Origin of the sequence: Anaerobacillus sp. (genome assembly GCF_046314235.1) — a bacterium.
Taxonomy (GTDB): Bacteria; Bacillota; Bacilli; order Bacillales; family Anaerobacillaceae; genus Anaerobacillus.
The window spans coordinates 323985-349817 of record NZ_JBKBWN010000001.1 but is presented as its reverse complement, the minus strand read 5'-3'; the positions used below and the strand labels follow the sequence as shown (position 1 = coordinate 349817).

Here is a 25833-nt window from a genome sequence, read left to right as displayed (position 1 = left end):
CTTAACGAACAAACTCCAGCTCAGTTTTTTCAACAGAGTCTTCTGAATCGACAAGCACTGGGCTAAAGTCTTCTTGCCATGGTAGACCCCATTTGTTCAATGCATCCATGAATGGATCTGGATCAAACTCCTCAATATTGAAGACGCCTGGTTTATTCCATAATCCCTTCATAATCATCATTGCACCGATCATTGCAGGAACACCAGTTGTATAAGAAATTGCTTGTGAACCTACTTCTCTAAAACATTCCTGATGGTCACAAACATTATAAACATAATATGTTTTCTCTTTTCCGTCTTTTTTCCCTTTAAAGATACATCCAATGTTTGTCTTTCCGACAGTTCTTGGACCTAATGAAGCAGGATCAGGTAAAACAGCCTTCAAGAATTGAAGTGGAATGATTTGCTTTCCTTCGTATTCAATTGGTTCAATCGAAGTCATACCGACGTTTTCTAGACACTTTAAGTGCGTGAGGTAGCTTTGACCAAATGTCATAAAGAACCGAATGCGCTTCACTCCAGGAATGTTAACAGCAAGAGATTCTAACTCTTCATGGTACAGTAAGTACATATCTTTTTCGCCAACTTCAGGGAAGTTGTAGACACGTTTGATTTCCATTGGTTTTGTTTCAATCCACTTACCGTTCTCGTAGTAACGTCCATTTGCAGAAACCTCACGAATATTTATTTCTGGGTTAAAATTCGTTGCGAACGGATAGCCGTGGTCTCCACCATTGCAATCTAGAATATCGATATATTCAATTTCATCAAAATAATGTTTAAGTGCATAAGCAGAAAATACCCCTGTTACACCTGGATCGAAACCGCTACCTAATAATGCTGTAATTCCAGCTTTTTCAAAGCGCTCGCGGTAATCCCATTGCCATTTATATTCAAATTTCGCCGTATCTTCTGGTTCATAGTTTGCTGTATCCATATAGTGTGTCTTAGTTGCAAGACAAGCATCCATAATCGTTAAATCTTGATATGGTAAAGCTAAGTTCATTACGATATCTGGTTTTACCTCTTCAATTAAAGCAATTAACTCATCAACATTATTTGCATCAACTTGCGCTGTTGTAATTTTCGTTTTTCCGCCGTCTAATTTCGCTTTTAAGTCATCGCATTTAGATTTTGTACGACTTGCGATACAAATCTCTTCAAATACCTCGCTGTTTTGAACGCATTTATGGACGGCTACTGCTGCCACTCCACCACAACCAATAATAAGTGCTTTTCCCATTCTTATCTCTCCTTACTAATGAATTTTGCAGAGTTGAGGGACTTTAAAATATTAGTATTAACCTATCCCCTCAAAAAAAATTTTTAAAACAAACAAAAAAGCAAGTGCAAACGCATAATTGCGCACAACACTTGCTTAGATATAATCGTCAATATTAAAAAGCATCAGTATACTTATAACAAAAGTCAGAAATATACGAACACACGAAAGTCCTAGAACTTTTGATAGGAGGCTCTTAAATATTCAAAATATATCGTTACGAGATCAGAGTCTATATAGCAAATAAATACTTTTATCACTCTTATTGATCGTTTCACAAGTTGTGTGCATATGCACTGGTTGTAAAGTAACCAACTTATAAAATTTGAGCTTTTAACTCAATCAATAAGGCAACTAAGTTGCCAGTCGGCATTTGACCCGGCTGTCCGTATGGCCTTAACTTCATAATAGAAGTGGTCAAAAATTATCTGCATGGAATACGTTATATTTTGAATATATTAGTTTTCCAAAAGAATGCACTCTTAGATTAACATATATTATTCAGATTTCAATAGTTTTAATAAAAAAATTTAAAGATTGGAAAATAACTTCACTGTTTGGAGCCTTAGTTGAGGGAAATCCTCTAACTTATAAGTCCTTTGGAGAATAAATTCTAGTTTTTATAAAATAATAACTTTAGCTGTTTATTGATTTTGAAACGAAATGGAGTTGAGACAATTGAAGAAACGTCCTGCATTTTCACTAAAAAAATTTATATTGATATTAGCACTTGGGGTTTTATTAAGCTCCTGTAATGTTGCTCCAAATGAAGATGAAGAAGGACAAGCTACCAATGAAAAACCAGCTGTCCAAAAAGAGGAAACCGAAGAAGAACTAGCTCAAAGATTGGCAGGAGGAAAGCTAGGTAGCGATAGTATTGCTTTTATTGGAGGTGGTACAAGTAATAAAATATGGGTGGCGGATGCAAAATACCACAAAATGTTAACAGCTATTGAAGTGGAAGGACCGAAACTCGAACGTACTCAACCTTATTACCCAAATCTACATGATGTACATGCTATGGTTTTTTCTAATGATTTTGAAGTAATGTATACCGTTAACTGGTACGATTATGATGAACCATCTGAAGTCATAGCGTATGATCCTAAAACATTTAATGAGCTTTGGCGATCTGAGGCGGGGCTAGGGGGCCACCATGCTGCGCTATCACCTGACAATAAATATCTTTTTGTAGCCAATCAATATGCTGATACAGTATCGGTTATTGATACCGAAACTAGGCAAAAGGTAAAAGATATCACAACTGGAATGGGCAATGATTATATTTCTCCAATCATGTATTGGAACGGTGAAGTTATTGATAGCCCTTACTTATTTGTTTCTGTTCATGATGGTGGTAGAGTTTTTGCCATCGATTGGGAAGCACTTGAAGTTGTAAAAGAGCTAACTTTTGGTGGTATGGTCCATGGTGTGAATTTATCTCCTGATGGTAAGTATGCATGGGCGGCTGTTATGAATGAAAATATAGTACCTGTTATTGATGTTGAAACACTAGAGGTTGTTCATACAATTGAAACGGAACAATCACCGATCCACTTGTCATTTAGTCCTGATGGTCAATTCGTATATTTTACTACTTTTGGTGATCAGATTTATAAATATAACACCGAAACTTATGAACAAGTATGGAATGTGACAGGTACATCTATACCAGCACATACAGGTGTAAGTCCTGATGGAAGAGAGTTATGGACACTTAATCATGCGATGGACAATAATCGTTATCCATATCAATTAGGTGGAAGTATCGCAGGGGGCATTCAAATTTGGGATACTGAGGACGGTTCACTGATAAATGAAATGCCTGCACATGGAACTCCACATGAGATGCAATTTGTTCCTTACTCTGCTGTAGGTGCCTTGGATATTCCAGAAGAAATTGATGAAGCCGAACCAAATGCACAAGCAATCAATTCTTATCGTCAGTCTTGTCTAGCGTGTCATGGTGCTAATTTAGAAGGCGCTTCTGGTCCATCTTTAGAAGGAATTAGTGAACGTTATACTGTTGAAGAAATCGAAAATATTATTAAGCATGGGCAGGGCTCGATGCCAGGTGGTCTCGTTTCAGATGAAGAGGCAGAACTAATAGCTGAATGGCTACACCAAGTTGAATAAAGCATCAACCCGAAAGAAAGAGATTTGGCTTTATAGACATCTCTTTCTTTCGGGTTATTTTACATATTTTTAAAACCGAAAGCTAATAACTATTCTTATGTAAGGAGGTGACTTATTAGTGAATGATAGATGCGTATTAGGTTGGAATAAAATTCTCCTATTTTTTATGATAATACTTATCTCAACTATTTGTTTAAGCTCTCCTACTGCAGCTAATGTATCGATTTCTGAATTAATTATCCAAGCGGAGCCAGGCGAGAAGATTATCATTCCAGAAGGTACTTATGAAGAAGTAGTAATTGTTACGAAACCACTTGAGATCATAGCTGAAGGAGTAAGTATCATCAATCACTCTGATGAAAGTGCTATACAGATATTATCTGATCTTGTTTCTATTACTGGAATTACGGTTCAACAAAATAGTCATTCACCAGCCATAGTTATTGATGGAAACGATAATAGGTTAAATAAACTTAAAATAATCAATTTAGGTATAGGAATAAAGTTAAATCAGTCAAGTAGAAATGTTATTGAAAACTCACATATTGAACGTAATCATCAGCATAACTTACCTGAACCTGCTACGAGCACAGACAATCAACTAGGGAATGGAATTGATTTATATGGTTCTCATGATAATATTCTTCGAAATAATACTCTGATCAATCAGTTGGATGGATATTATATCGTAAGTAGCTTACGTAACATTATTGAAAATAACAATGTTACTCATTCTCGTTATGGGTTTCATCTAATGTCTGCAGATGGCACGGAATTGAATAATAATTATGCAAGCAATAATATTACAGGAACTTTGGCAATGAATTCTGCAAATTTGAAGATTATAAATAATACTTTTGTTAAACAAAATTACCATGTTCACTCACAAGGTTTAATGATTTATGACGTAAATGAATCAATTTTCAAGGGGAATTTACTAGCAGAAAATATAATAGGGATATCTGTAGACCGCTCAAGTAATAATAATATTTCTGAAAATAAGTTACAGGCGAACTTTGTTGGATTCCAGATCGAAAGTTCAATGAATAACGCAATTATTCATAACGACTTTTTTACAAACGTTATTCAAGCGAGAACCACCGATAGTAATCAAAACATTGTTAGATTAAATTATTGGGACACCCATACCGGGTTAGATTTTACGGGGAATGGTGTTAGTGAGTTAGCTTTTCAAGCAGACCCTATTTTCCTTAATTTAGTAGACAAGCAACCACCATATCAACTTTTAGCGCAATCACCTGGAATGCTTTTTTTACAGCTACTATTTGATATGGATGATACTAAAATTTTAAAGGATACAGCTCCTTTGATGGAAGCATACTCAAAGCCAGTTTTAGTAAGTAAAAGTGCGTCACCATATGATGTGTTAATGTATGTGAGTTTAGCTTTTGGGTCGATTTTACTAATAATTGGAGGGAGAAGGATATGAAAAAGAACATCTTCACATTAATGATCATCATGCTTTTAATAGGAATAACAGCAACAGCTTGTGGTACGAAAGATGAAATACATTTACCTGGGGCAATTCAGTATGGGGTTGATCGCTGTGAGCATTGTAATATGTTAGTTTCAGAAGACTTCCATGCTACTCAGATCGTGTTAAATGATGGGCGATACTTACCATTTGATGATCTAGGATGTATGGTTGAATGGAGTCATGAACATGGGATGGAAAACGTAAACGTTCGTTATGTTCGTGATTTTAACTCAGGTGAATGGATTGTTTTGCAAGAAGCTACTTTTGTCTACTCACCTGATTTTCAAACTCCAACTCCAATGGATTATGGAGTGTATTCTTTTGCTTCAGAAAATGCAGCCAATGAGTTTGTAGCAGCGCACCAAATAGGTCAGGTACTTACATTTGCAAACCTAGAAACGCACCACTGGAAGAGCGGTATGATAGAAGGTCATCATGGAGATGGACATGGACATGGTGAAGAAGATGAGCATGATAAAGAAAACCATGAAGAAGAAAAGTCTCATGAAAAGAAAACAGGACATTAATTTCTAATAAAGAAGGTGACTCATTAGTATGTGTCAGCTCAAGTACTATAAGGGTGTGATACTTTTATAGCTCTAGTTAGAAGTAGTAACTACTTGGTGAGCAGAACTTATGAGTCATCCTCCTATGTAAATGTAGTTTTCAAAGGAGTTGGAATAGTGAACATTCTCACGATTGCAAAAAAAGAACTGAAATTAGGTTTTCGTAATCCCTGGTCTTATACATTTGTAATTACATTCTCATTACTTTCCATCGCCTTATTATTTATCAATGCAGACGTTGAAGCTGGAATTGGACAATACACGACTATGACTGGAACGATGATGAACTTACTCCTTTATTTCCTGCCTTTGATGACTTTAATGCTAGGTTCTTTCTCTGTAACAACGGAAAAAGAAGATGGGAATTGGCACTTACTGCTTTCCTATCCACTCTCGAGTAGTAATTGGCTCATAGGAAAATATCTAGGAATATTCTTCGTTATCATTGCAATTGTTTCGTTTGGCTTTGGAATAACAGGGATTATTGGTCTCCTATTTGGGGCAGCTTTCAATAGTAGTATTGGACTCTTTTTACTTATATTCTCTACATTACTAATAGTGATTTTTTTAGCGTTAGCCATATTTATTGGGACAGTTTCAGAAAATAGGTGGCAAGCGTTGACGATGAGTGTTAGTATCTGGATCATTTTTGTATTAGCTTGGCCAATCATTATGATCTCGACATTAAGTACGTTACAATACCAGACACTAAAGGTGATACTACAAATCGTTACCTTATTAAATCCAGCTGAATTTACGAGAATTTTTATGATTGTTCAGTTAGGTGGTGGAGCAGTATTTGGTCCTGAATATATTAGGTGGGTAGAATGGGCAAATTCAAGTTTTGGATCACTATATTTCGCTCTTTTGTGTTTTATTTGGGTTTGTTTTTTTATGATTTTTGCCGTTTATATTACTGAGAGGGGGAGAAAACATGGGTAATCAAGCGCTTTTAGAAATTGATAATGTTAGTAAGTCGTATGGATCTACTAGGATTGTTGACCCCTTTTCTCTCACGATGAATAAATCAAATATTATCGCCTTGTGCGGTGGAAATGGGGCTGGAAAAAGTACAATCATAAAAATGGTTACCGGATTAACGCAACCTATCACCGGAACTATTCGAATCAATGGGTTACTATGGCGTAAAGAACGAATGAACTATGCGAAACAGTTAGGGTATATGCCAGATGATTTTCACTTTCAAGAAGCTCTATCTGTCTTTGAATACTTAAGCTTTTATGCTTCTTTAAAAAAATCAACTAAGTATGTGAAAGAAACGCTAGAAATTGTTGGGTTATGGGACAAAAAGAGCCAACTTATCTCTAAGCTGTCAAAGGGGATGAGACAAAGACTCTTACTTGCACAAGCAATGGTATCAAAGCCAAAGCTTCTTTTACTAGATGAGCCAACAAATGGTTTAGATCCCCACTGGATCAAAACATTTCAAGAGATCATTATTTGCTTAAAAAATAACGGGCAAAGCATCCTCTTTTCGACACACAATATTGCAGTGGCGGAAGCAGTTTCTGACCAAGTCATTTTTCTGAGAAATGGTGTAATTATTGAAAAGGTTAACTTCATGAATGGGGAAGATAGAGATTTATCCAAGTATTATAAAGCGGTATTTGCTTAATAGTTTTTATCTTGGGTAATATATCCAAAAAGAAAATAGTAATGTGTACGAAGCTTTCGATTACTCTTAAAAAATAATCAGTGTAATAAAAAATCCTTCCTGCAGTAGTAATACTGTTGGCAGGATTTTTTTGCCTATACCTAAAATTTTTATCCAATATTTACAGCTAATAATCTCTTATTCTATCAATTAAAATGTAGATACAGAACTGCATAAAAATTCATGAGGAGAGATTATTATGATGAAGTTTAAGAAGGTAATAGCACTGTTCCTTACACTTATATTGGTATTGTCTTTAGCACCTCTATCTATGGTTGTAGAGGCGAAAAAACCAAACCAAAGTAGTAGCTTGGAAACAGCAACTGCTGCAGTGGAAAGAGCAGAGCTACATCGCACGTGGGAATATGTAAACCTTGCTCAAAAAGAGATTGATAGTTTAGGGAATGGCAAACCAATTCGAGCAAGTAAGGATGATTTGCAAAACCGGTTAAATGTAGTCAAGAATGAATTAGTTCTTAAAGACTCTGAACAAATTAAAGAAGAAAAACCAACAGAAGAGGAACCAGTCAACGAAGAACCGAAAAAAGAGATTCCACAAGAACCGATCAACGAAGATCCAATTGAAGAAATTCCAGTAGAAACCGCACCTTCAAAAGACGTACAAGAACCTATTTATCACGTAGTTAAACCTGGAGATACGCTTTGGTTAATTTCTTTAACATACGGTGTTAGTGTTGCTGAAATTAAAGAATTAAATAACTTAACCTCTGACATGATTTTTGTTGGACAAGTATTGTTAATCGTTGCTGGAAGTGAAGTAGATGAAGAGCTAAAAGACGAAAAAAATCCAGTCCAAGATTTAATGATCCTTGGATTTTACACAAAGTATTGGAATAACGACTTAATCTCTTATCAGTCATTAACTGCAAAGCATGAGTATTTGAATACAATTGCAACTGCAAGTCTTGATGTAAATTATGATGGTAGCATTACTGGCTTTATTCCACATGAAGCTCTTGATTTTTCAAAAGGGAATGACGTTTTCACGTATGCGACATTCCAAAATCACTTCGATCCAAACTTAACAAGAGCGATTTTCACTAACTCTTTATTACAAGAAACAGTTATTTCAAACATGGTCTCATACGTTAAAGAACATGGGTATAAAGGAGCAAACCTTAACTTTGAAAATATGTATGCTTCTGACCGTTCATTATTTAATCGCTTTGTCACAGAAATGACAGATGCTTTTCATAAGGAAGGTTATCCTGTAATGGTATCTGTTCCAGCAAAAACATGTGATTGTCCGACATGGGCTTGGAGTGGTACATTTGATTTTGAATTCTTAGGAAAAAGTAATGTTGATTATATTCAAGTGATGTCCTATGATCAGCATGGTTCATGGGGGAACCCTGGTCCAGTTGCAGGGTATAATTGGATGAACGGCGTATTAAACTACGCTACTGCTCATATTGCTTCGAATAAAATTCTACTCGGTTTACCTGCATATGGGTATGATTGGAACATTTCAAAAAATACGGGCAACCGAGCTCTTACTTTAAAACAAATTGATCAACTTATTGCTACACATAATCCCGAGATTAAGTGGAATAGTTTAGAGCGTACGCCTTATTTCAATTATGTAGATGCAAATGGCGATAACCGTACAGTTTTCTTTGAAAATTTTGATAGTCTATCGGTAAAAACAAGTTATGTAAATAGTTATAAGCTTGCAGGAATTTCAATGTGGCGTATGGGCCAAGAAAATGAGATGTTCTGGTTAGCTGTACAAGATGGTTTAAAAAAATAATACGTAGATCTCATTAATACAAGGATGACTCAATCTGTCACCTCAAGGACAATATAGAACTAACTATATTGCCTGAGGTAAGATACATATGAGTCATTTTTTTTTGCGTTCACTAGTTGAGTGAATTTCATAATTACCAAAAATGAGCCATATCAAACTATATGTATATGTAGTTGCGAGTGGTTTTACGCAACTGCATATAGTATCAAAATGGCGATAATATAGAATTATGAAATTCATTAAGTTAAGCAAATCAAACGATGAAGATAGTAACAAAGCTCCTTTGTTAAATGCATCTTATCGTGAAAAAATGCATAGATAGAGATTATTAAATGTGTTAAAATCAAATAAAACTTAATGGAACTAAACAAAACTTAACAAAACTAAACGAAATCTATCATAGAAATTGATTTTTTCTGACGCCTAAGGTCTTTTTTAAGAATGGAGGGGTGAATGATTATGAGCGAAACGACATATACACCTGACGATATCGCAAAACTATTTAAAATATCGAAACATACCGTTTACGAGCTTATAAAAAGAGGCGAGTTAAATGCTTTTAAAGTTGGCAATAAAATGCGAATTAATCCCGAAGAACTAGAAAGGTTTAAAAGTAGCTCCCAAGCTTATCAGAGTAATAGTACAAATGTTGTTAATTCTCAACCTTCACTTAATACAACAGTTCGGTTAACTGGAAGTCACGATTTTCTAGTAGAGCAATTAACAAAGTATGTGAGTCAACAAACGAGTATGCAACTCCAACCAACGTATATTGGTAGCCTTGAGGGTCTAATGATGTTGTATCGAGGAGTTGCCGATGTTGCCGCAGTTCATCTTCTAGATCCAACGTCAAAAGAGTATAATATTCCTTTTATTAAACAGTTCTTTATTCATGAGCGAATATCAGTGATTGGACTAGCTTCGAGAGAGCAAGGTTTTATAGTGGCAAAAGGAAATCCTAAAAAGGTTACTTCTTTTAAGGACTTAACACGGAAAGAGATCGTCTTTGTTAATCGCCAAAAAGGTTCGGGGACGCGCTTCTTATTAGATGCTTTCTTGGCGGAACAAGAAATAAAACCTAATCAAGTTAAAGGCTATGAAAATGAAGAATGGAACCACTTGGCGACGGCTTCTCACATTAGTAGGGGAAGTGCTGATGTAGGATTTGGGATTAGGTCTGCAGCTGAACAATTAGGATTAGATTTTATCCCTGTCACTGAGGAACAATTTGATCTCGTGTTTCGTTGGACTAATGAAAATGAAAACGAACTTAAAAGCTTATATGAACTTATTTGTTCGAAACAATTTAAGCAGAGTATTGCTCAGATACCAGGGTACATGCTTAAAGGTTTAGGTGAGATAAAATACAAAACATATAGTTAGGGGCGGCTACTCATGAGGGTTAATCGTAAGTTCATGTTAAGTATTGTTGCACTATTTCTGTTAATGGTGGTAGCTTGTACAAAAAATGAACCAGCAAAGGATAATGTTCCAAGTGATACCCAAGCTTCAACGGAGATGATCTTAGCGACAACTACAAGTACACAAGATAGCGGACTTTTAGATGTGCTGATTCCACTTTTTGAAGAAAAGTATAGTATAAAAGTGAAAACAATTGCAGTTGGAACAGGCCAGGCACTAGCAATGGGAGAACAAGGTGAGGCCGATGCTTTGTTAACGCATGCTCCTGTAGCTGAAATGAAATTAGTAGAAAGCCAACACGTAATTAACAGAAAAAGAGTTATGTATAACGAATTTATTATCGTTGGTCCCAAAACGGATCCAGCCAGTATCTATGGTGCTAGTGTTGTGACAGCTCTTCAAAAAATCTATGAAACAAAAGCAACATTTGTATCTAGAGGAGATGACTCTGGTACTCACAAAACGGAGTTAAACCTTTGGGCAACAGCAGAACTTAATCCTGTAAATGAAAGTTGGTATTTAGAGACTGGCCAGGGAATGGGAAATACACTTCGCCTAAGTGCCGAAAAAGAAGGCTATGTATTAACCGATCGAGCCACGTACTTAGCGCATGCGAAAAACTTTGACGATATGAAAATTTTAGTCGAAGGTGACGATGTCTTGTTAAACATCTATCACGTGATGCAAGTAAAAACACAAAAGCATTCGCTAGTTAACGGTGAAGCTGGACTACTTTTTGTAGAATTTATGGTAAGTGAAGAAGCTCAAGCAATTGTTAGAGATTTTGGTGTTGAATTATATGGTCAACCACTGTTTGTCCCATATACAGAATAACTTTTAAGTGAGTGTTGCATAATGAACTTCTTATTTGAAGGAATAGTAAAAGCAATCGAAATGATAATAAGTGGTGATCGTGAGATACTGCAAATCACCTATACGACATTACGGGTTTGTTTAACAGCTATTTTTATAAGTACAGTTGTTGGTCTTCCTTTAGGAGTTTTATTAGGGTTACGTTCATTTCCAGGTAAAAAGCTCGTTCTTGTTTTTGTGAATATCGGAATGGGTTTACCACCAGTTGTAGCAGGACTTTACATTACGATGTTATTATGGCGGTCCGGTCCACTAGGGCATTTAGGTTTGCTTTATACAACCCATGCAATCATTATTGCGCAAATTATTGTATCCCTACCAATCATTATTGGGCTAACATCAGCAGCCTTTGGCCAGATTGATAGTAAAATGCTCATACAAATTAAAGCACTAGGAGCAACGAAATTTCAAAGGCTCTGCTTGCTTTTAAGAGAAACTAAATTAGCCATTTTGGCGGCAATCATGGCGGGGCTCGGACGAGTTCTAGCTGAGGTAGGTGCTGCGATGATGGTTGGTGGAAATATCAAAGGCGACACTCGTATTTTAACAACATCAATGGTAATGGAAGTATCGAAAGGGAATTTTGATGTCGCTATTGCCCTTTCACTTATTTTAATGACTTTAGCATTTATCATCACATTTATCTTAACGTCATTACAACAAAGGAAGCAGCGAGTATGAAGATACTAGAACTAAAAGATGTAAAGGTCTTCTCAAACAAGCATACTCTTTTGGATATTCCTACTTTTTCTTTACAAGAAGGGGATTTAGTAGGAGTAATTGGTCCCAATGGTGCTGGGAAGAGTACGTTATTAAAAATATTGTCATTTTTGGAGGCACCAACTGAAGGCCAAGTTCTGTATAAAGGCGAAGAAAAACGCGCGAATACACTCTCGTTACTGCTTAGGAGAAAGTTCGCGGTTGCCTTACAACAATCTCTGTTGTTTGATATGACGGTTTATCAAAATGTCGCTCTAGGATTAAAGCTTAGAAAAGAAAACAAAAATGTTATTGATGAGAAAGTGAGCTATTGGTTAACTAAATTTAACATTGCTCATCTGGCCAAAAAGAATGCTAGGTCATTATCCGGAGGAGAAGCCCAGCGAGTAAATCTTGCCCGAGCTTTAATACTGGCTCCAGAGGTTCTCTTTCTTGATGAACCGTTTTCGGCTCTCGATTTCCCGACGAAGGCACAGCTCATTCAGGACTTTAAAGAAATACTAAAGGATACTGGCACAACTACCTTTTTAGTTAGCCATGATTTGTTAGAAATTAAACATTTAACGAAGAGTTTAGCAGTTATCCTGAATGGTAAAGTAGAACAGTTCGGAAATACAGCGGAAGTCGTTGATCACCCAAATGAGGCTTGCGCGTCGTTTTTAAATAAGTGGAAAGAGCTTTATATCGTGTAAAGAAGAGGCTGAGGCAAAAGGTCATTATACAATGACTATTGAGTCAAGCCTCTTCTGCGATTATATCCGAAAGTCAGTTTTCCGCCTCATCTAACCTCATCCAGCTCATAAGATGATGTATAGCAAAGCCTCCATAGGAGCTACGGTTACGGTATTGCTTATGTACGTCTCTACGCTCTTTCTCCAACACTTCAGTGCCGAGATCAAAAAAACTGGTGTGCGCTTCTAGCAGTTCAACCGTTTCTAAGGCAATAACGATTTGTTTGCCAAGTTCATCTGCCCAAGCTATTTCCTCTTGAATGATTTCAATTATTCCATTGGCGCCATGCGCTTGATTTCGATAAGCCATAATAGTAATTTCGTCTGTTTCCTGGATAATCCACTTCGCAAGTACTCCAGAACCAAATTGATTATTGAATTGAATTTCATCAAACCAAAATGGAATGTCTACACCAAACGGAAGTTGAAGTTCTTGCGCTCCCATTACCATTCTTTTAATTGATTTTTGATAGGTAAGAATAGCTTCTTCTTGATTTTCGAGCCAATCACTCTGTAAGTAGGGCTCGATATCTAAATGGATTCCTTGGAATTGAGCTATAGACTCTGTCGTATCTTGATAAGCCGATACCCAACGCACGAAGCGATCATGGTCCGCTTGATTCCAATCTGGTGAACCATCTAGTGCATGAACAGCAATTCCCATTTCAGCTAACTCCGTAATAAAAAGTCGATAGTGATCGTATGGGACTCCAGGGTCGATCTGCAAAAATAATGTATCAATCTTTTTATCTTCTAGAAATAGTTTGATTTCATCGACATCAGCCTTTGCAGTGATGAGAGAAGTGTCCCACAACCATGATTTCATTTGGATGTCATCCTTTTCCGTGGAAATTGTAAAAGCTAAAAGGGTTATACTTAAAAATAGAACGATAAAAATAGCTACTCTACTCGGTAATATTATTCTTTTGTCCACACGTTTATTGACCATTTTTACAATACCTTTCGCTCAATAATAGAGCCATACTTAGACTACCTTCGATCATTATTGGAGTATCAACCATATTGATAGGAGTAAGTCGTTATTTGACTTAGAATTACCATAAAGCAAATTGCTATGAAATGTACATTATTTATAGATATTAATTCTGGAGCGTATCTCTTTGAAAAAATTGTTCAATGTTACTACTATGATTCTTTTTGTCCCTCTTATCCTTCCTCCATACATTGCTTGGATAATTAGCGACAAGAAGGAATTAAATATTGCTATTATCGTGAAAACCGTACCTGACGATAGCTATCGGGAACATAATGGTCCTACTTGGTTTTTAAACAACCAGAAAATCGTGAAACGCCATTCACAAGATCGCTACGAAATAGATGATTACTAAAATCATAAATTGTTCAATTTACAAACTAAAAAATGGAAATATTTATGATAAAATGGGATCGAAAGTGAGAGACGCTAAATTACAGAGAAATCATCTAATAATTAGGAGTTTTTTGAGTAAAGACTTATTAGAAGAAGGTGATAAGGCTTAAAAAAAGGGGGGATTTAAAATGAATGTAATTACCTATTCACTAATGGAAAACAGTCAAGTCAACTCTGATCAATACTACAATAACATTACTATTTTTACTGATGAAGTGCTAAAAGAAGGAAGAATATCACTTACACCAATAGTTGACTCCTATCATGCTCATGTTAATACTAGTCAACATCAAGATGAGACCATATTGGAACTGCTTATCCTAGGAACCCTTGGGAGAGTATATGGTAAATCTGCTTTAAAGCTAAAAAAAATACAACATCAGCTATTAAGTAGGGTTTCAGAAATAAGGCAGAAGAATGATAGGCTAAAGCCTGGGATGAATGTCTTAAAGGGTGTAATGTCTACCGTATTTTTATCACCGAGTCCACATAATGATAGTACACCACCAGTTCAAAATTTACAGCAGTACAACAAGCTAATCCTCTGGTTAGAGGCAACGGGAGAATTTAGTAATGAAGTAAAAAGGCTTCGGAGATGGGAAGGCTATTTAAGTACTCTACCAAATAAATTCACCAGTGAGATTTTAAAGTCTGTATGGACCTTTGCAAATTGGTTTGAGGAGCGCAGTGCGGAAGTCCTTGGTAAATACTCCGTTAATGTGGTTGACTATTTAGATGATCCAAAAAACAAAAAATATTGGCGTGAGGATATGATATTTTGTAACCGTAGACGGGTTGAATATCATCTAAACATGGTTGGCGCAGAAATAATGAATAGAGTCTTTATGAATGACTTTAAAAACACCGCTAAAAAAATTCTGTTATTACCAATATGCATAACTTCACCCAGTAAGTTAAAATGTCAGTCAGAAGCTTATGGGAACAAATTTAAGTGCAAAGGTTGTTCTAGTAAATGCCAAGTTAAGCAGTTAAGTAAACTAGGAGAAAAATTGGGTTTTCAGGTGATGGTAGTTCCACATGAATCGTCGATATCGTCAAATGGTAGAAAGGATGCTTTATTTGCTGAAAATACTGGAGTAATTGGGGTAGCTTGTGTACTTAACCTCATTTCAGGTGGTTGGATGTTAAAAGATATCGGGATACCTGCTCAATGTGTTTTATTGGATTATTGTGGTTGTAAAAATCATTGGGATAACAAGGGGATACCTACTTGTATTAATCTAAATAAACTACAAGAAGTCATAAAAAAGGTTGATAGCTGCTAATGACGTACAACCGTTAATTAAAATTCTTGATTTGCGGATCGAGCGTTGTAGCTGGTAAATAAGTCAAGTTGAGATTAGATATATTTTTTATGTTAATATGTAACTTGTTACATAACTAAGGGATATGCAAACTCATACTTGCTGCAATACTAACTCATTTCCAAATCTTAAAAAATCCTAACTATTCCTAGAGGATGATAGTTAGGATTTTCAAAATGGCTAATAAAAATCGCCTATTTAATGAGCTTATTGTTAATTTCTATATATTCCTTTTTAGTCGATCAACTTTCTTGATATTTATCTTTTACCAATTAAGCCATAAAAGAAAATATTAGTTATGTCCTCGGTTAACGGTAATATACTTTGATAGACCTCTTCACGTTGGAGGTAGTCAGTAAACATGTTTAAATAAAATGAAATTGCTTCATTAGATAAATTTGGATCGATATACCCCTGTCCTTTTCCTTCACTGATTAATTCGTTTAAGTATGGGATAGCCTTTTCAGTATAGGATTTTGCAAAATAATGATTTTTCGTATACTCACTCATAATGTATTGATAAAATTCATCGTGTATTTGAGTAGCTGCCTCCTTTTTCTTAAAAATTAGCGTCTTTATTTTTTCAGGAAAAGGTATTTTTGCATCGAGAACGTTGCGGAAATCATCCATTGCTGTATCAACATAATAAATAAAAGTATCATGAGTTAGGTTATGTTTGCTTTCAAAATAATTATAGATCGTCACTTGAGAAACCTTAGCCGCTTTCGCTATTTCAGCAATGGATACTTTTTGGATGCCGTGTTTCATAAATAGGACTAATGCTGCCTCTAAAATACTCTGTTTTTTTTGTTCTCTTCGCCGTTGGAAACCATCCATTTCTTTCACCTCAAAGTTAGTTTAATAAAAAATTTGAAATAAGACAAATAAAATAGTTCAAAATCTATTGTCAAAGTATATAATTTTGTATATTATGAAATATATAAGTGTAAATATTTCATAACTTATAAAAAACGAAGAAAAGTGAAGTCCTACACAAATCATTAATAAGAGGAGGATTTTAAATGACCATATTAAAAACAGTCGATGTAACGAAAAAATTTGGTAAGTTCATGGCATTAGATGGTGTGAACTTAGAAGTTAATAGTGGGGAGGTATATGGATTTATTGGTCCAAATGGGGCAGGGAAATCAACGACAATTCGGATCTTACTCGGTATTTTGAAAGCGACAGAAGGGGAAGTAAAAATTTTTGGAATGGATGCTTGGAAAGATGCAGTTGAAATACATAAGAGAATATCTTATGTACCTGGTGATGTGAACCTTTGGCCCAATTTAACAGGTGGAGAAGTTATTGATTTGTTTATGAAAATGAGGGGATCGACGAACAATAATCGCCGTGAAGAATTAATTCGGAAATTTGACTTAGATCCGACGAAAAAATGTCGCACCTATTCAAAAGGTAATCGTCAAAAGGTTGCATTAGTAGCTGCTTTCTCATCGGATGCAGATTTGTATATTTTGGATGAACCAACGTCTGGACTAGATCCGCTCATGGAAAAAGTGTTTCAAGAATGTGTGTTGGATGCAAAACGTGCCGGAAAAAGTGTGCTACTTTCAAGTCATATCTTATCTGAAGTAGAAAGATTATGTGACAAAGTTGCGATTATTCGTCAAGGGAAGATTATTGAAACTGGTACGTTAGATGAGCTACGTCACTTAACGAGAACGAATTTACTTGTTGAAACGAAGCAACCGATACCTGCTTTAGGTGATCTAATAGGGGTGCATAATATAGAAAAGAAAGATCAAGCGATTTCTTTCCAAGTAGATCCAGAAGAATTAGATACTGTGATGAGGTATGTGACTCAGTTCGGCCTTGCTAGGTTAGAAAGTTCACCACCAAAATTAGAAGATTTATTTATGCGTCATTATGAAGGAGATGGAGACAATTCACATACAGGAGTGGGAGGTGAGTCCTAATGTGGAAACAGCTATTTAATCAAACTGGTAAGACTGCACGTTTCATTATTCGACGCGATCGGATTCGTCTACCTATTTGGTTAATTTCGATAGCATTTATTACGGTGATTACTGCTAGCTCATTTACGGGGTTGTATCAATCAGATATTGAGAGACAGGCAGTTGCAGAGACGATGCGTAACCCTGCGATGACAGCAATGGTTGGTCCTGGCTATGGGTTGGATAACTACACTGAAGGTGCAATGATGGGCCATCAAATGTTGTTATTTACCGCAATAGCAGTGGCAATTATGAGTATTTTACTTGTTACACGTCATACGCGTGCCGATGAAGAGGAGGGACGGATTGAGTTAATTCGTTCATTTCCTGTTGGACGATTATCAAATCTTAGTGCAACGGTTATTGTGCTGTTCAGTGCAAATGTTCTTTTAGCTTTGATTGTCGGTATCGGATTGTCTGCTATAGGAATTGAAAGTCTTGATTTACATGGTTCACTTTTATATGGAGCAGCGCTAGGGGCAACGGGAATTTTCTTTACTGCTGTTACTGCCCTTTTTGCTCAAGCTTCAGGAAATACGAGAGGGACGATTGGTTTTTCCTTTACTGTGTTACTAGGCGCCTATCTAATTCGGGCGATCGGTGATGTCAGTAGTGAAGCTCTTTCTTTGTTCTCACCACTAGGGTGGATATTAAGAACCGAAGTGTATGTGAATAATTATTGGTGGCCAATTATTCTTACAGCTGGGGCATCACTTGTTTTAGTTGCTATCGCGCTTTACTTGAATTCAATTCGAGATTTAGATGCAGGATTATTACCAGCAAAGCCAGGTAGAAAACATGCATCTCGATTTTTACAAAGTCCGATTGGTCTTCCTTTTAGACTGCAACGGACTGGAATTATCGCTTGGGCGATTGGAATGTTTATATTAGGGCTTTCATACGGTTCTGTATTAGGTGACTTAGAAACCTTTTTGGAAAGTTCTGAGATGATGAGAGAAATGTTACAGGCTGTAGATGGTTTATCGTTAACCGAGCAATATATTACGATGCTGATGGCGATTATTTCAATGATTTGTACAGTCCCAGTTTTATTAATAATATTGAAGTTAAAAGGGGAAGAAAAACGGAGTCATATTGAACATATACTTGCTCGTGCCATTTCACGAACTCGAGTGATGGGAAGCTATTATTTTTTGTCTATGTTCTTTGGATTTGTCATGCTATTTCTTTCAGTAGTTGGATTGTGGTCAGCGGCAGCTGCCTCGATGGATGACCCGCTATCATTTGTTTCAATCTTTCAAGCAGCCATGGTTTATTTACCAGCAATGTGGATGATGATTGCGGTAGCGGTGTTACTAATTGGAATTTTCCCTTCTATGACAGGCTTCGCCTGGTTGTATTTAGGTTACTCGTTCTTTGTCGTTTATTTAGGAGGGTTTCTTCAATTTCCAGAGTGGATGGGGAAATTATCACCATTCGGCCATATTCCAAAACTACCAGTAGAAGACTTTGACTTATTAAAAGTGTCAACACTAACTGGTATTGCTATTCTTTTCGTATTAATCGGGTTTTTAGGATATAACAAACGAGATATTACAGGGTAATAGGCTTATAATCTAAAAAGTCCTTCACGAGTAGGTGCGCTTCAACTAAGATTTCTGATAAAGTACATTGAAAAGTCTTAGAGAAATCGTTCTCTAAGACTTTCTTCATAGGCTTAATCTACCTCCATTAATGAACTGGCAAGTATTTAAACTGTTTTTTTACCGATTTTGTTTTTTGCCTATTGTCTGGCAATAATACTTATTAAGAAATAATGAGTTATTTCCGGAAAAAGATTGACAATTGCGAACAATTTATGATAAAACCGTTATAAGATAATTTAGCGCTTAAAAGTACGAAAGTGTTCTGAGGGAACAGTGAATACTAAAAATAGGGGGGAGTTTTTACCGTGGGAGATAATTGTAAAATTTTGGACTGTACCATTCGTGATGGAGGATTAATAAATAATTGGGACTTCAGTGTTGAATTTGTTCAAGACTTGTATAACGGTCTTAGTGCTGCAGGGGTTGAATACATGGAGATTGGCTATAAAAATTCAGCCAAGCTTCTTAATGCAACGGAACCTAATCCGTGGAGATTTCTAGATGATCACTTTCTAAAAGAAATTATCCCTGAAAAAAAGTTTACGAAATTATCTGCGCTTGTGGATATTGGCCGAGTAGATCCCAATGATATATTGCCACGTGAAGAAAGTGTTCTAGATATGATCCGAGTGGCATGTTATATTCGAGAAGTAGATAAGGGGATAGAACTTGTTCAGATGTTTCATGATATGGGCTATGAAACATCTCTTAACATCATGGCGCTCTCAAATGTACCAGAACATCAACTTATTGAGGCCTTTAAGTTAGTGAATGAATGCCCTGTAGATGTCGTTTATATCGTTGACTCTTTTGGTAGCCTAGATCCTGCAGATATTGAACATCAAGTGAAAAAGTTTAAAGCGATGATCCCAAATAAAGAGCTTGGGATTCATACACATAATAACATGCAGTTAGCATTTGCGAACACGTTAGTGGCGCTACGAAATGGAGTTACGTTCCTTGATTCATCTGTTTACGGTATGGGGCGTGCGGCTGGTAACTGTAACACAGAGCTACTCGTAAGTCATATCCAAAAACCGAGCTATGAATTAAAGCCTGTTCTTGGAGTGATTGAAAAGCATATGCTAGAAATGCGTCAAAGGTGGGAGTGGGGATATATCATTCCTTACATGATTTCTGGTACGCTTAATGAACACCCTCGTGTCGCAATGGCCTACCGGGCAAGTGATGAACGTGATAAGTTTATTGATTTTTATGACAAAGTAACAGCACCTGAATCTTCTCTAGCACCAGCATCTAAATAGGAAATTTCTTAAGGTACCTCAAGGTGGGTACCTTTTTTGTTTCTTTGCTCCACATTATGCTACTCAAAAAATTATATGTGTGACAGAGGCATTTGCCGCTTAAAATCAATCCTTACTATTAAAAATAGTCGTTGTAGAATTTTTTGCTTTAGAAAGGGCAATAATGGTGTATTAATGTTCCTAATTTTTATTAGGAAAGGGGAGTTTAGGTGAAAAAGACTTTTTTGAAAGTAAAGGATAATATATGGCTGATACCAAGTATTTATTGTGTTATATCATTGCTTTTATCAATTCTTGTTATATATGTAGATATATCGTTAAATGAATTTCTGAACAAACATCTTCCTGGATACTTAATGACAAGTGTAGAATTAGCACAAATCATCTTAGGGACAATTGCTGCAGCCTTAGTAACGATGACGACGATTACGTTCTCAACGATTATGGTTGTTTTGACAACGTATTCCTCACAGTTTTCGCCAAGAATATTAAAAGGCTTCATTACAAAATCTTCTACAATGAGAGTGTTGGGAATTTTTTTAGGTGGATTTATTTATTCGATTCTTTCTTTATTATTTATGAGAAAGGCAACCGTCGATGATCATGTGCTTTCAGCTACAGTAGGAGTATTAGTAGCTTTTGTTTGCCTTGCATTTTTCGCCTATTTTATTCACAACGTCGCGACATCAATTCAAGTAAGTAACGTTATATACGAACTAGCAAATGATGCGCTAAAAACGACTAAGCGTGAGCAAGATGCTTTAAAAAAATTTAAAACTAAGACCGTTGATGAAGAGCCAGAACTACCACGTGAATTTGATAAAGTTAGAGAGATTACCGGAAAAGAATATGGTTATATCCAATTAATTGATTATCCAAGTCTGTTTTCATTAGCGAAAGAGAAAAACTGGCTAATTGAAGTAAATCAATATATAGGACACTACGTGACAAACAAAAGTAAATTGTTAACAATTTATTATAAAAAAGATGACGATTTTCAGCTGAAAGTTAGTGATTTTATAACAATTGGTGATGAGAGAACATCAATTCAAGATATTGAATTTTGCTTGATAAAAATGGTAGAGATCGCCTTGAGAGCTATCTCACCAGGGATTAATGATCCCAATACAGCCATTGATTGTATTCGATTTTTAAGAACACCTTTAACAGAGGCCTTAAATAATGGTGGTAGATATATTTTGTTTTTTGACGAGAAACAAATGCCACGATTAATAAAGAAAAAGGAAAGTACAGAGCAGTTACTATATACAACCTTTTACCAAATTAGTTATTACGGAAAGCAAGATATATCAATTCTTTTAGCGATATTAGATACACTAATCGAAGTTAATCAATATAGTAATCATAAAATAAAGGTTGAAATTAAAACGTATGCCCAATATGTGATTAACAAATTTAATAGAGAAGTTTTAGACGAAATAGATCGTAAGCAATTAGTGATAAAGCAGCAGAAGCTAGGAATTTTGTAACCAAATTAACTCGAAGACTCTACTAGTTACAGTAATCAAAAAAAATAGTTTTTCCTAGAAATCCTTACTGTTCAAGAAAAGCCTTGGCAGAAGGATTTTTTAGTTATTTAATATTATTTAGCGCAACTAAAATAATGCATTTAGTTTAGTTAAACGATTTTCAACTAGATGAAACTTAGTAGGAGAATTTTATTGTACTGATCAACTAGCATATACCAAATTTAAAATGTAAAATTTGTCGATCGTTTTTTATATCAATTATTGTAGGAAACTAATATAATCAAAATTATCAAACTATTTAGAAAAGAATTAGGAGGTTAAAGAAATTTGTTAAGTGTAGTGCTAAGTTAGTTAATTTGGAAGGGGAATTGTAGATGAGTTTAAAAGGTTACCGCAAATTGTTCAATAGTTTACTAGTATTTACACTTATTTTCACACTAATTTTTCCGGCATTTGGAGCAGCAGCAACTACAAATGGTGGGGGACTATCTCTAAAGGATCAGTTAAGTAATGAGGCTTTAGTACAAATGAAAGACCTAATTGCACAGCAAAAAGCTGCCTTAAGTAACGATCCTGTATTACATCCTGATTTACAAAACCTTACCGGAGATGAAGAGATATCGGTTATAGTACAACTTTCTGAACCACCTGTAGGTTTTGAAAAAGGTAAGAGGAAAGTTGCAGGTAAAGGTTTCTCAAAAGCTGATGAGAAGAAAGTAAAGGATAAAGTTAATAACCAACAAAGAAAGTTTGAGAAGGATTTAAGTAAAAAAGGGGTAAAAGCTAAAAAAGGTTTTACGTACAGTCATGCAATTAATGGTATGGCGGTGAAAGTGAAGGCTAGTGAAGTACATAAATTGCTAGAATTAGAGGGTGTATTACTAGTCGAGCCTGATTTAGAAGTAGTTGCTTTAGCAAATCCAACTGTATCTAATGATGGAGTTGAATATATTAATAGTGTTACGCATTTAGATGTCCCAGCTGTTTGGGATTTGGGTTATGAAGGAGAAAATGTAAAAGTAGCTGTTCTAGATACTGGTATAGACTATCATCATCCAGATTTTGAAGGGGTATACAAAGGTGGATTTAACTTCGTTCCACATACGGGATCAGATTATGCAAGAGCACGAGCGTTTGATGATCCGTATGAAACTTCACCTTTAGATCGACCTTCTAATAGAGGGGAATTTAATGCAAACGGTAGTTCATTCTATACAACACATGGAACGCATGTGGCCGGAACAATTGCAGCCCAAGGTAAAAATGCTTACGGAATGATTGGTTTAGCTCCAAAAATCGATTTATATGCATATCGCGTTTTAGGAGCATACGGAAGTGGAGCGACTTCTGGTATTATCGCTGGTATCGATAAATCCGTTGAAGAAGGAATGGATATTATTAATCTCTCATTAGGTGGGAGTAGTAATAGCCAAATCGCAGCTGATTCAATTGCGATTAATAATGCAACCCTTGCTGGGGTAACAGCTGTCATTGCTACAGGTAACAGTGGATCAGGTCGTGGCACGATTGGAAATCCTGCTACAGCTGCGTTTGCAATATCAGTTGGAAATACGACTGTTCCAGAAGATGTCATCACTGCTCAAGGTACTACAATTGTTGGTGAATCTACAATAACAAGCAATCTAAAGCTAATGGGGTGGAAATTAGGGCAAAAAGCAGAAAATATTCTTCAGGGATCACTAGATTTAGTTGCTATTGGTGGTTGGGGTGAACCGAAGGATTATGTAGGAAAAGATGTTGAAGGAAAAGTGGTAGTAGTTACTCGAGGAACAACACCTTTTGTTGATAAAATTGCTGCTGCAAAAGCTGCAGGTGCAAAGGCAATAATAATTTATAATAATGCTGCTGGACATATAAACATCGGACTTGGTGATTCGTTAGCATTTATCCCGGCCTTTGATATGGCACGTGAAGAGGGCTTAGCTCTAGTAAATGCGTTGAATACGAATGAAGGTCAAGGTCAAGTTAGTTTTGCTAGTTTTAATTATGATAAAACGCCTGGTGACGAGGTTAACAACTCTAGTTCGCGTGGACCGTCTAATCCAGTATTTGATATTAAGCCAGATGTAACAGCACCTGGAACGAATATCCTATCAACTGTTCCTGCGTACAAGAAAGACTTTCCAGATGCAGATTATACAGAAGCATTTGATCGTTATACTGGAACTAGCATGGCTACACCACATGTAGCTGGAATTGCTGCCTTATTAAAATCACAGCATCCGAGCTGGACACCATTTGATATTAAAGTAGCTATCTCAAATACTGCTAAACAATTAGATACAGCTAGATTTGATGTATTTGCACAGGGACCGGGAAGAGTTCAACCGTTAAAAGCGGCAACAACAGAAGCGTTAGCTTACGCAAAGGATACAACGGCATTTTCAGGTAAAACATATGAGAATGTGAAAGGAACTATTACGTTTGGAAATGTTCCAACAGGTTCAGCTACGACAGTTACAAGAGATGTAGTTGTTAAAAATTTAACTGGATATGCAAGTAATTATGATGTTTCAGTTCAGGTGACAAAAGCCGCTACTGGAAATTTAGCGGGTACTCATGTAACCGTTGATCAATCAAGTTTCACACTAACAGATGAGAAAACGTTAAAAGTAACATTAAATGTTCCGGCTGGGTCTGCTTCAACTGAGATATTAGGCTATGTACACATTACAAATGGAGCAACAAGCTTAATTTTACCATTTGCAGCGAACTTTGCTCCGCCAACAGGATTAAAGAGCTTAACGCTTGATCACTATGATCTTTCACCAAACGGTGATGGGAAGCTAGATAGCACAACCCTCCGTTATGAATTCTGGAATGCGCAACGAAGAACATATATTGAGCTATGGGATGCTGCCAATCCAAATGGTGGATTTTATGGAGATGGTTATATTGGCTGGTTAGTAAATCAGGCTTCAACAACAGTAGGTCCAAAAACTTACAATTTCGATGGAACTTATATACCATGGGGAGGCTCAACAAGAGCAATGGTACCAGAAGGTGTTTATACAGTTGACATAACGACATTAAATTTTTTGGGTACAGCGATTGTCACCTCGGGTTGGACTGGACCACTGTATATTAAATATTCAGCACCAGAGATTTTAACAGCTGATTTAGCCACTACAAATTCAGCGGCTTATGAACTCTCTGGACAAATTGATGATAAATATATTGATTTTGCGCCAACGGTAAAAAATGTCTTTGGTCTAGATTATGATGTAAATGAAAAGTTGACTGTTAGTTATGAAATTACAAATAGCCAAGGTGAAGAGGTAGGAACGTACCCACTTACACTTAACCAAGATGGTACCTTTAATGTTTCTGTAGAAGGTCTAGCCCTTGGTGATAATACAGTAAAACTTACTGTCGTAGATGAAGCACAAAACAGTGCTGAAAAAGAATTGACAATTACACGAGTAGATACAGAAGCACCAGTAACGAGTGCCTCTGTTAATGGCGTATCAGGTAAAAATGGTTGGTATACATCTGATGTAACTATTACACTAACAGCAACTGATGCTGACTCTGATGTACTGGAAACATATTATCGAGTTGCTGATGGAGCATGGCAAACATATTCTCAGCCAATTACGATCACAGAAGATGGAGTGCATTCGATCGAATTTTATAGTGTTGATAGCTTTAACAATGAGGAAGCTGTAAGTTCAATTGAGGTAAAAGTAGATCAGACGGCACCAACTCTAACGATTACAGTTGATAAACCGGTATTATCACCGCCGAATAATAAATTAGAAACAATCAATGTGACGATTGATAGTAATGATGAATTATCTGGTATTGCCGCGGTCGTACTTGAATCTATAACTGTAAATGAGGAGCATTCCTCTGAAGACATTCAGTCTGCAAACTATGGTACGAATGATACTGAATTTAGTCTACGTGCATCTAGAAATGGTAACGGTAATGGTAGAGTATATACAGTAACGTATTTAGCAACAGACTATGCTGGCAATACAATCAAAGTTACAGCAACAGTAACAGTTCCAAAAAATAATAAAGGCAAAGAAAAAGAAAAAGATAGATAAAATAGTTCTAACGAAGAAAACCTCAACTCC

General features: G+C 36.1%; 20 protein-coding genes. 17 read left to right on the top strand and 3 right to left on the bottom strand.

The annotated features are described in order from the left end of the window. Position 1 precedes the first annotated feature (1 nt). The gene (locus ACK4M9_RS01585; RefSeq protein WP_409847133.1) at positions 2-1243 is read right to left on the bottom strand and encodes a saccharopine dehydrogenase family protein; all 1242 of its coding nucleotides are present in this window, start codon (positions 1241-1243) and stop codon (positions 2-4) included. Positions 1244-1960: 717 nt separating this feature from the next. On the opposite strand from ACK4M9_RS01585, the gene ACK4M9_RS01580 reads away from it, so the two are divergent. The 10 genes from ACK4M9_RS01580 to ACK4M9_RS01535 all read left to right on the top strand — a co-directional run bounded on the left by ACK4M9_RS01580 (position 1961) and on the right by ACK4M9_RS01535 (position 12635). Further along, a complete protein-coding gene (locus ACK4M9_RS01580) occupies positions 1961-3418 on the top strand; it encodes a c-type cytochrome (protein WP_409847130.1) in 1458 nt (485 codons plus the stop codon). Positions 3419-3536: 118 nt separating this feature from the next. Further along, positions 3537-4868 carry a right-handed parallel beta-helix repeat-containing protein gene (locus ACK4M9_RS01575; protein WP_409847127.1) on the top strand — a complete coding sequence of 444 codons (1332 nt, stop codon included), beginning with the start codon at positions 3537-3539 and terminating at the stop codon, positions 4866-4868. Next, positions 4865-5443, top strand: a complete 579-nt coding sequence (locus tag ACK4M9_RS01570) for a nitrous oxide reductase accessory protein NosL (RefSeq protein WP_409847125.1) — start codon at positions 4865-4867, stop codon at positions 5441-5443. Before ACK4M9_RS01575 ends, ACK4M9_RS01570 begins: the two co-directional genes overlap by 4 nt. A 156-nt stretch (positions 5444-5599) precedes the next feature. After that, positions 5600-6424 carry an ABC transporter permease gene (locus tag ACK4M9_RS01565; RefSeq protein ID WP_409847122.1) on the top strand — a complete coding sequence of 275 codons (825 nt, stop codon included), beginning with the start codon at positions 5600-5602 and terminating at the stop codon, positions 6422-6424. After that, a complete protein-coding gene (locus ACK4M9_RS01560) occupies positions 6417-7118 on the top strand; it encodes an ABC transporter ATP-binding protein (protein WP_409847120.1) in 702 nt (233 codons plus the stop codon). The genes ACK4M9_RS01565 and ACK4M9_RS01560 overlap by 8 nt, the downstream gene beginning before the upstream one ends. Before the next feature lie 238 nt (positions 7119-7356). After that, on the top strand, positions 7357-8928 hold the full coding sequence (locus ACK4M9_RS01555; protein ID WP_409847117.1) for a glycosyl hydrolase family 18 protein: 1572 nt from the start codon (positions 7357-7359) through the stop codon (positions 8926-8928). 459 nt (positions 8929-9387) lie between these two features. Further along, a complete protein-coding gene (locus ACK4M9_RS01550; RefSeq protein ID WP_409847115.1) occupies positions 9388-10311 on the top strand; it encodes a substrate-binding domain-containing protein in 924 nt (307 codons plus the stop codon). 12 nt (positions 10312-10323) lie between these two features. After that, positions 10324-11184: an ABC transporter substrate-binding protein gene (locus ACK4M9_RS01545; protein WP_409847112.1), complete on the top strand. Its 861-nt coding sequence runs from the start codon at positions 10324-10326 to the stop codon at positions 11182-11184. A gap of 21 nt (positions 11185-11205) precedes the next feature. Beyond that, positions 11206-11904, top strand: a complete 699-nt coding sequence (locus ACK4M9_RS01540) for an ABC transporter permease (RefSeq protein ID WP_409847109.1) — start codon at positions 11206-11208, stop codon at positions 11902-11904. Further along, complete coding sequence (locus tag ACK4M9_RS01535; protein ID WP_409847106.1) at positions 11901-12635, top strand: ABC transporter ATP-binding protein; 735 nt, start codon at positions 11901-11903, stop codon at positions 12633-12635. The genes ACK4M9_RS01540 and ACK4M9_RS01535 overlap by 4 nt, the downstream gene beginning before the upstream one ends. Positions 12636-12708: 73 nt before the next feature. Here ACK4M9_RS01535 and ACK4M9_RS01530 read toward each other — a convergent pair whose 3' ends face one another. Next, positions 12709-13500 carry an amidase gene (locus tag ACK4M9_RS01530; RefSeq protein WP_409847104.1) on the bottom strand — a complete coding sequence of 264 codons (792 nt, stop codon included), beginning with the start codon at positions 13498-13500 and terminating at the stop codon, positions 12709-12711. Positions 13501-13795: 295 nt separating this feature from the next. Here ACK4M9_RS01530 and ACK4M9_RS01525 point away from each other — a divergent pair, with 295 nt between their 5' ends. Both ACK4M9_RS01525 and ACK4M9_RS01520 read left to right on the top strand, forming a co-directional pair. Continuing rightward, on the top strand, positions 13796-14023 hold the full coding sequence (locus ACK4M9_RS01525) for a hypothetical protein (protein ID WP_409847101.1): 228 nt from the start codon (positions 13796-13798) through the stop codon (positions 14021-14023). A 169-nt stretch (positions 14024-14192) separates the two neighbouring features. Then, complete coding sequence (locus tag ACK4M9_RS01520; RefSeq protein WP_409847100.1) at positions 14193-15350, top strand: DUF116 domain-containing protein; 1158 nt, start codon at positions 14193-14195, stop codon at positions 15348-15350. Positions 15351-15647: 297 nt separating this feature from the next. Here ACK4M9_RS01520 and ACK4M9_RS01515 read toward each other — a convergent pair whose 3' ends face one another. After that, positions 15648-16226 (bottom strand): TetR/AcrR family transcriptional regulator, encoded by a 579-nt coding sequence (locus ACK4M9_RS01515; protein WP_409847098.1) that lies wholly within the window; start codon positions 16224-16226, stop codon positions 15648-15650. Between the two features lie 185 nt (positions 16227-16411). Here ACK4M9_RS01515 and ACK4M9_RS01510 point away from each other — a divergent pair, with 185 nt between their 5' ends. From ACK4M9_RS01510 to ACK4M9_RS01490, 5 genes are all read left to right on the top strand, one after another. Then, on the top strand, positions 16412-17329 hold the full coding sequence (locus ACK4M9_RS01510; RefSeq protein ID WP_409847095.1) for an ABC transporter ATP-binding protein: 918 nt from the start codon (positions 16412-16414) through the stop codon (positions 17327-17329). Continuing rightward, complete coding sequence (locus tag ACK4M9_RS01505; RefSeq protein WP_409847092.1) at positions 17329-18933, top strand: ABC transporter permease; 1605 nt, start codon at positions 17329-17331, stop codon at positions 18931-18933. Before ACK4M9_RS01510 ends, ACK4M9_RS01505 begins: the two co-directional genes overlap by 1 nt. Before the next feature lie 347 nt (positions 18934-19280). After that, a complete protein-coding gene (locus ACK4M9_RS01500) occupies positions 19281-20240 on the top strand; it encodes an aldolase catalytic domain-containing protein (RefSeq protein ID WP_409847089.1) in 960 nt (319 codons plus the stop codon). Between the two features lie 209 nt (positions 20241-20449). Beyond that, a complete protein-coding gene (locus ACK4M9_RS01495; protein WP_409847087.1) occupies positions 20450-21730 on the top strand; it encodes a DUF2254 domain-containing protein in 1281 nt (426 codons plus the stop codon). 374 nt (positions 21731-22104) lie between these two features. After that, complete coding sequence (locus ACK4M9_RS01490) at positions 22105-25803, top strand: S8 family serine peptidase (protein WP_409847085.1); 3699 nt, start codon at positions 22105-22107, stop codon at positions 25801-25803. Positions 25804-25833: the final 30 nt, after the last annotated feature.

Excerpts from the sequence above, each read along its gene's own strand:
- ACK4M9_RS01555 (WP_409847117.1), top strand. The coding sequence starts at position 7,357 with ATGATGAAGTTTAAGAAGGTAATAGCACTGTTCCTTACACTTATATTG.
- ACK4M9_RS01550 (WP_409847115.1), top strand. The coding sequence starts at position 9,388 with ATGAGCGAAACGACATATACACCTGACGATATCGCAAAACTATTTAAA.
- ACK4M9_RS01490 (WP_409847085.1), top strand. The coding sequence starts at position 22,105 with ATGAGTTTAAAAGGTTACCGCAAATTGTTCAATAGTTTACTAGTATTT.
- ACK4M9_RS01545 (WP_409847112.1), top strand. The coding sequence starts at position 10,324 with ATGAGGGTTAATCGTAAGTTCATGTTAAGTATTGTTGCACTATTTCTG.
- ACK4M9_RS01560 (WP_409847120.1), top strand. The coding sequence starts at position 6,417 with ATGGGTAATCAAGCGCTTTTAGAAATTGATAATGTTAGTAAGTCGTAT.
- ACK4M9_RS01570 (WP_409847125.1), top strand. The coding sequence starts at position 4,865 with ATGAAAAAGAACATCTTCACATTAATGATCATCATGCTTTTAATAGGA.
- ACK4M9_RS01510 (WP_409847095.1), top strand. The coding sequence starts at position 16,412 with ATGACCATATTAAAAACAGTCGATGTAACGAAAAAATTTGGTAAGTTC.
- ACK4M9_RS01520 (WP_409847100.1), top strand. The coding sequence starts at position 14,193 with ATGAATGTAATTACCTATTCACTAATGGAAAACAGTCAAGTCAACTCT.
- ACK4M9_RS01585 (WP_409847133.1), bottom strand. The coding sequence starts at position 1,243 with ATGGGAAAAGCACTTATTATTGGTTGTGGTGGAGTGGCAGCAGTAGCC.
- ACK4M9_RS01505 (WP_409847092.1), top strand. The coding sequence starts at position 17,329 with ATGTGGAAACAGCTATTTAATCAAACTGGTAAGACTGCACGTTTCATT.
- ACK4M9_RS01540 (WP_409847109.1), top strand. The coding sequence starts at position 11,206 with ATGAACTTCTTATTTGAAGGAATAGTAAAAGCAATCGAAATGATAATA.
- ACK4M9_RS01530 (WP_409847104.1), bottom strand. The coding sequence starts at position 13,500 with ATGAAATCATGGTTGTGGGACACTTCTCTCATCACTGCAAAGGCTGAT.
- ACK4M9_RS01535 (WP_409847106.1), top strand. The coding sequence starts at position 11,901 with ATGAAGATACTAGAACTAAAAGATGTAAAGGTCTTCTCAAACAAGCAT.
- ACK4M9_RS01515 (WP_409847098.1), bottom strand. The coding sequence starts at position 16,226 with ATGGATGGTTTCCAACGGCGAAGAGAACAAAAAAAACAGAGTATTTTA.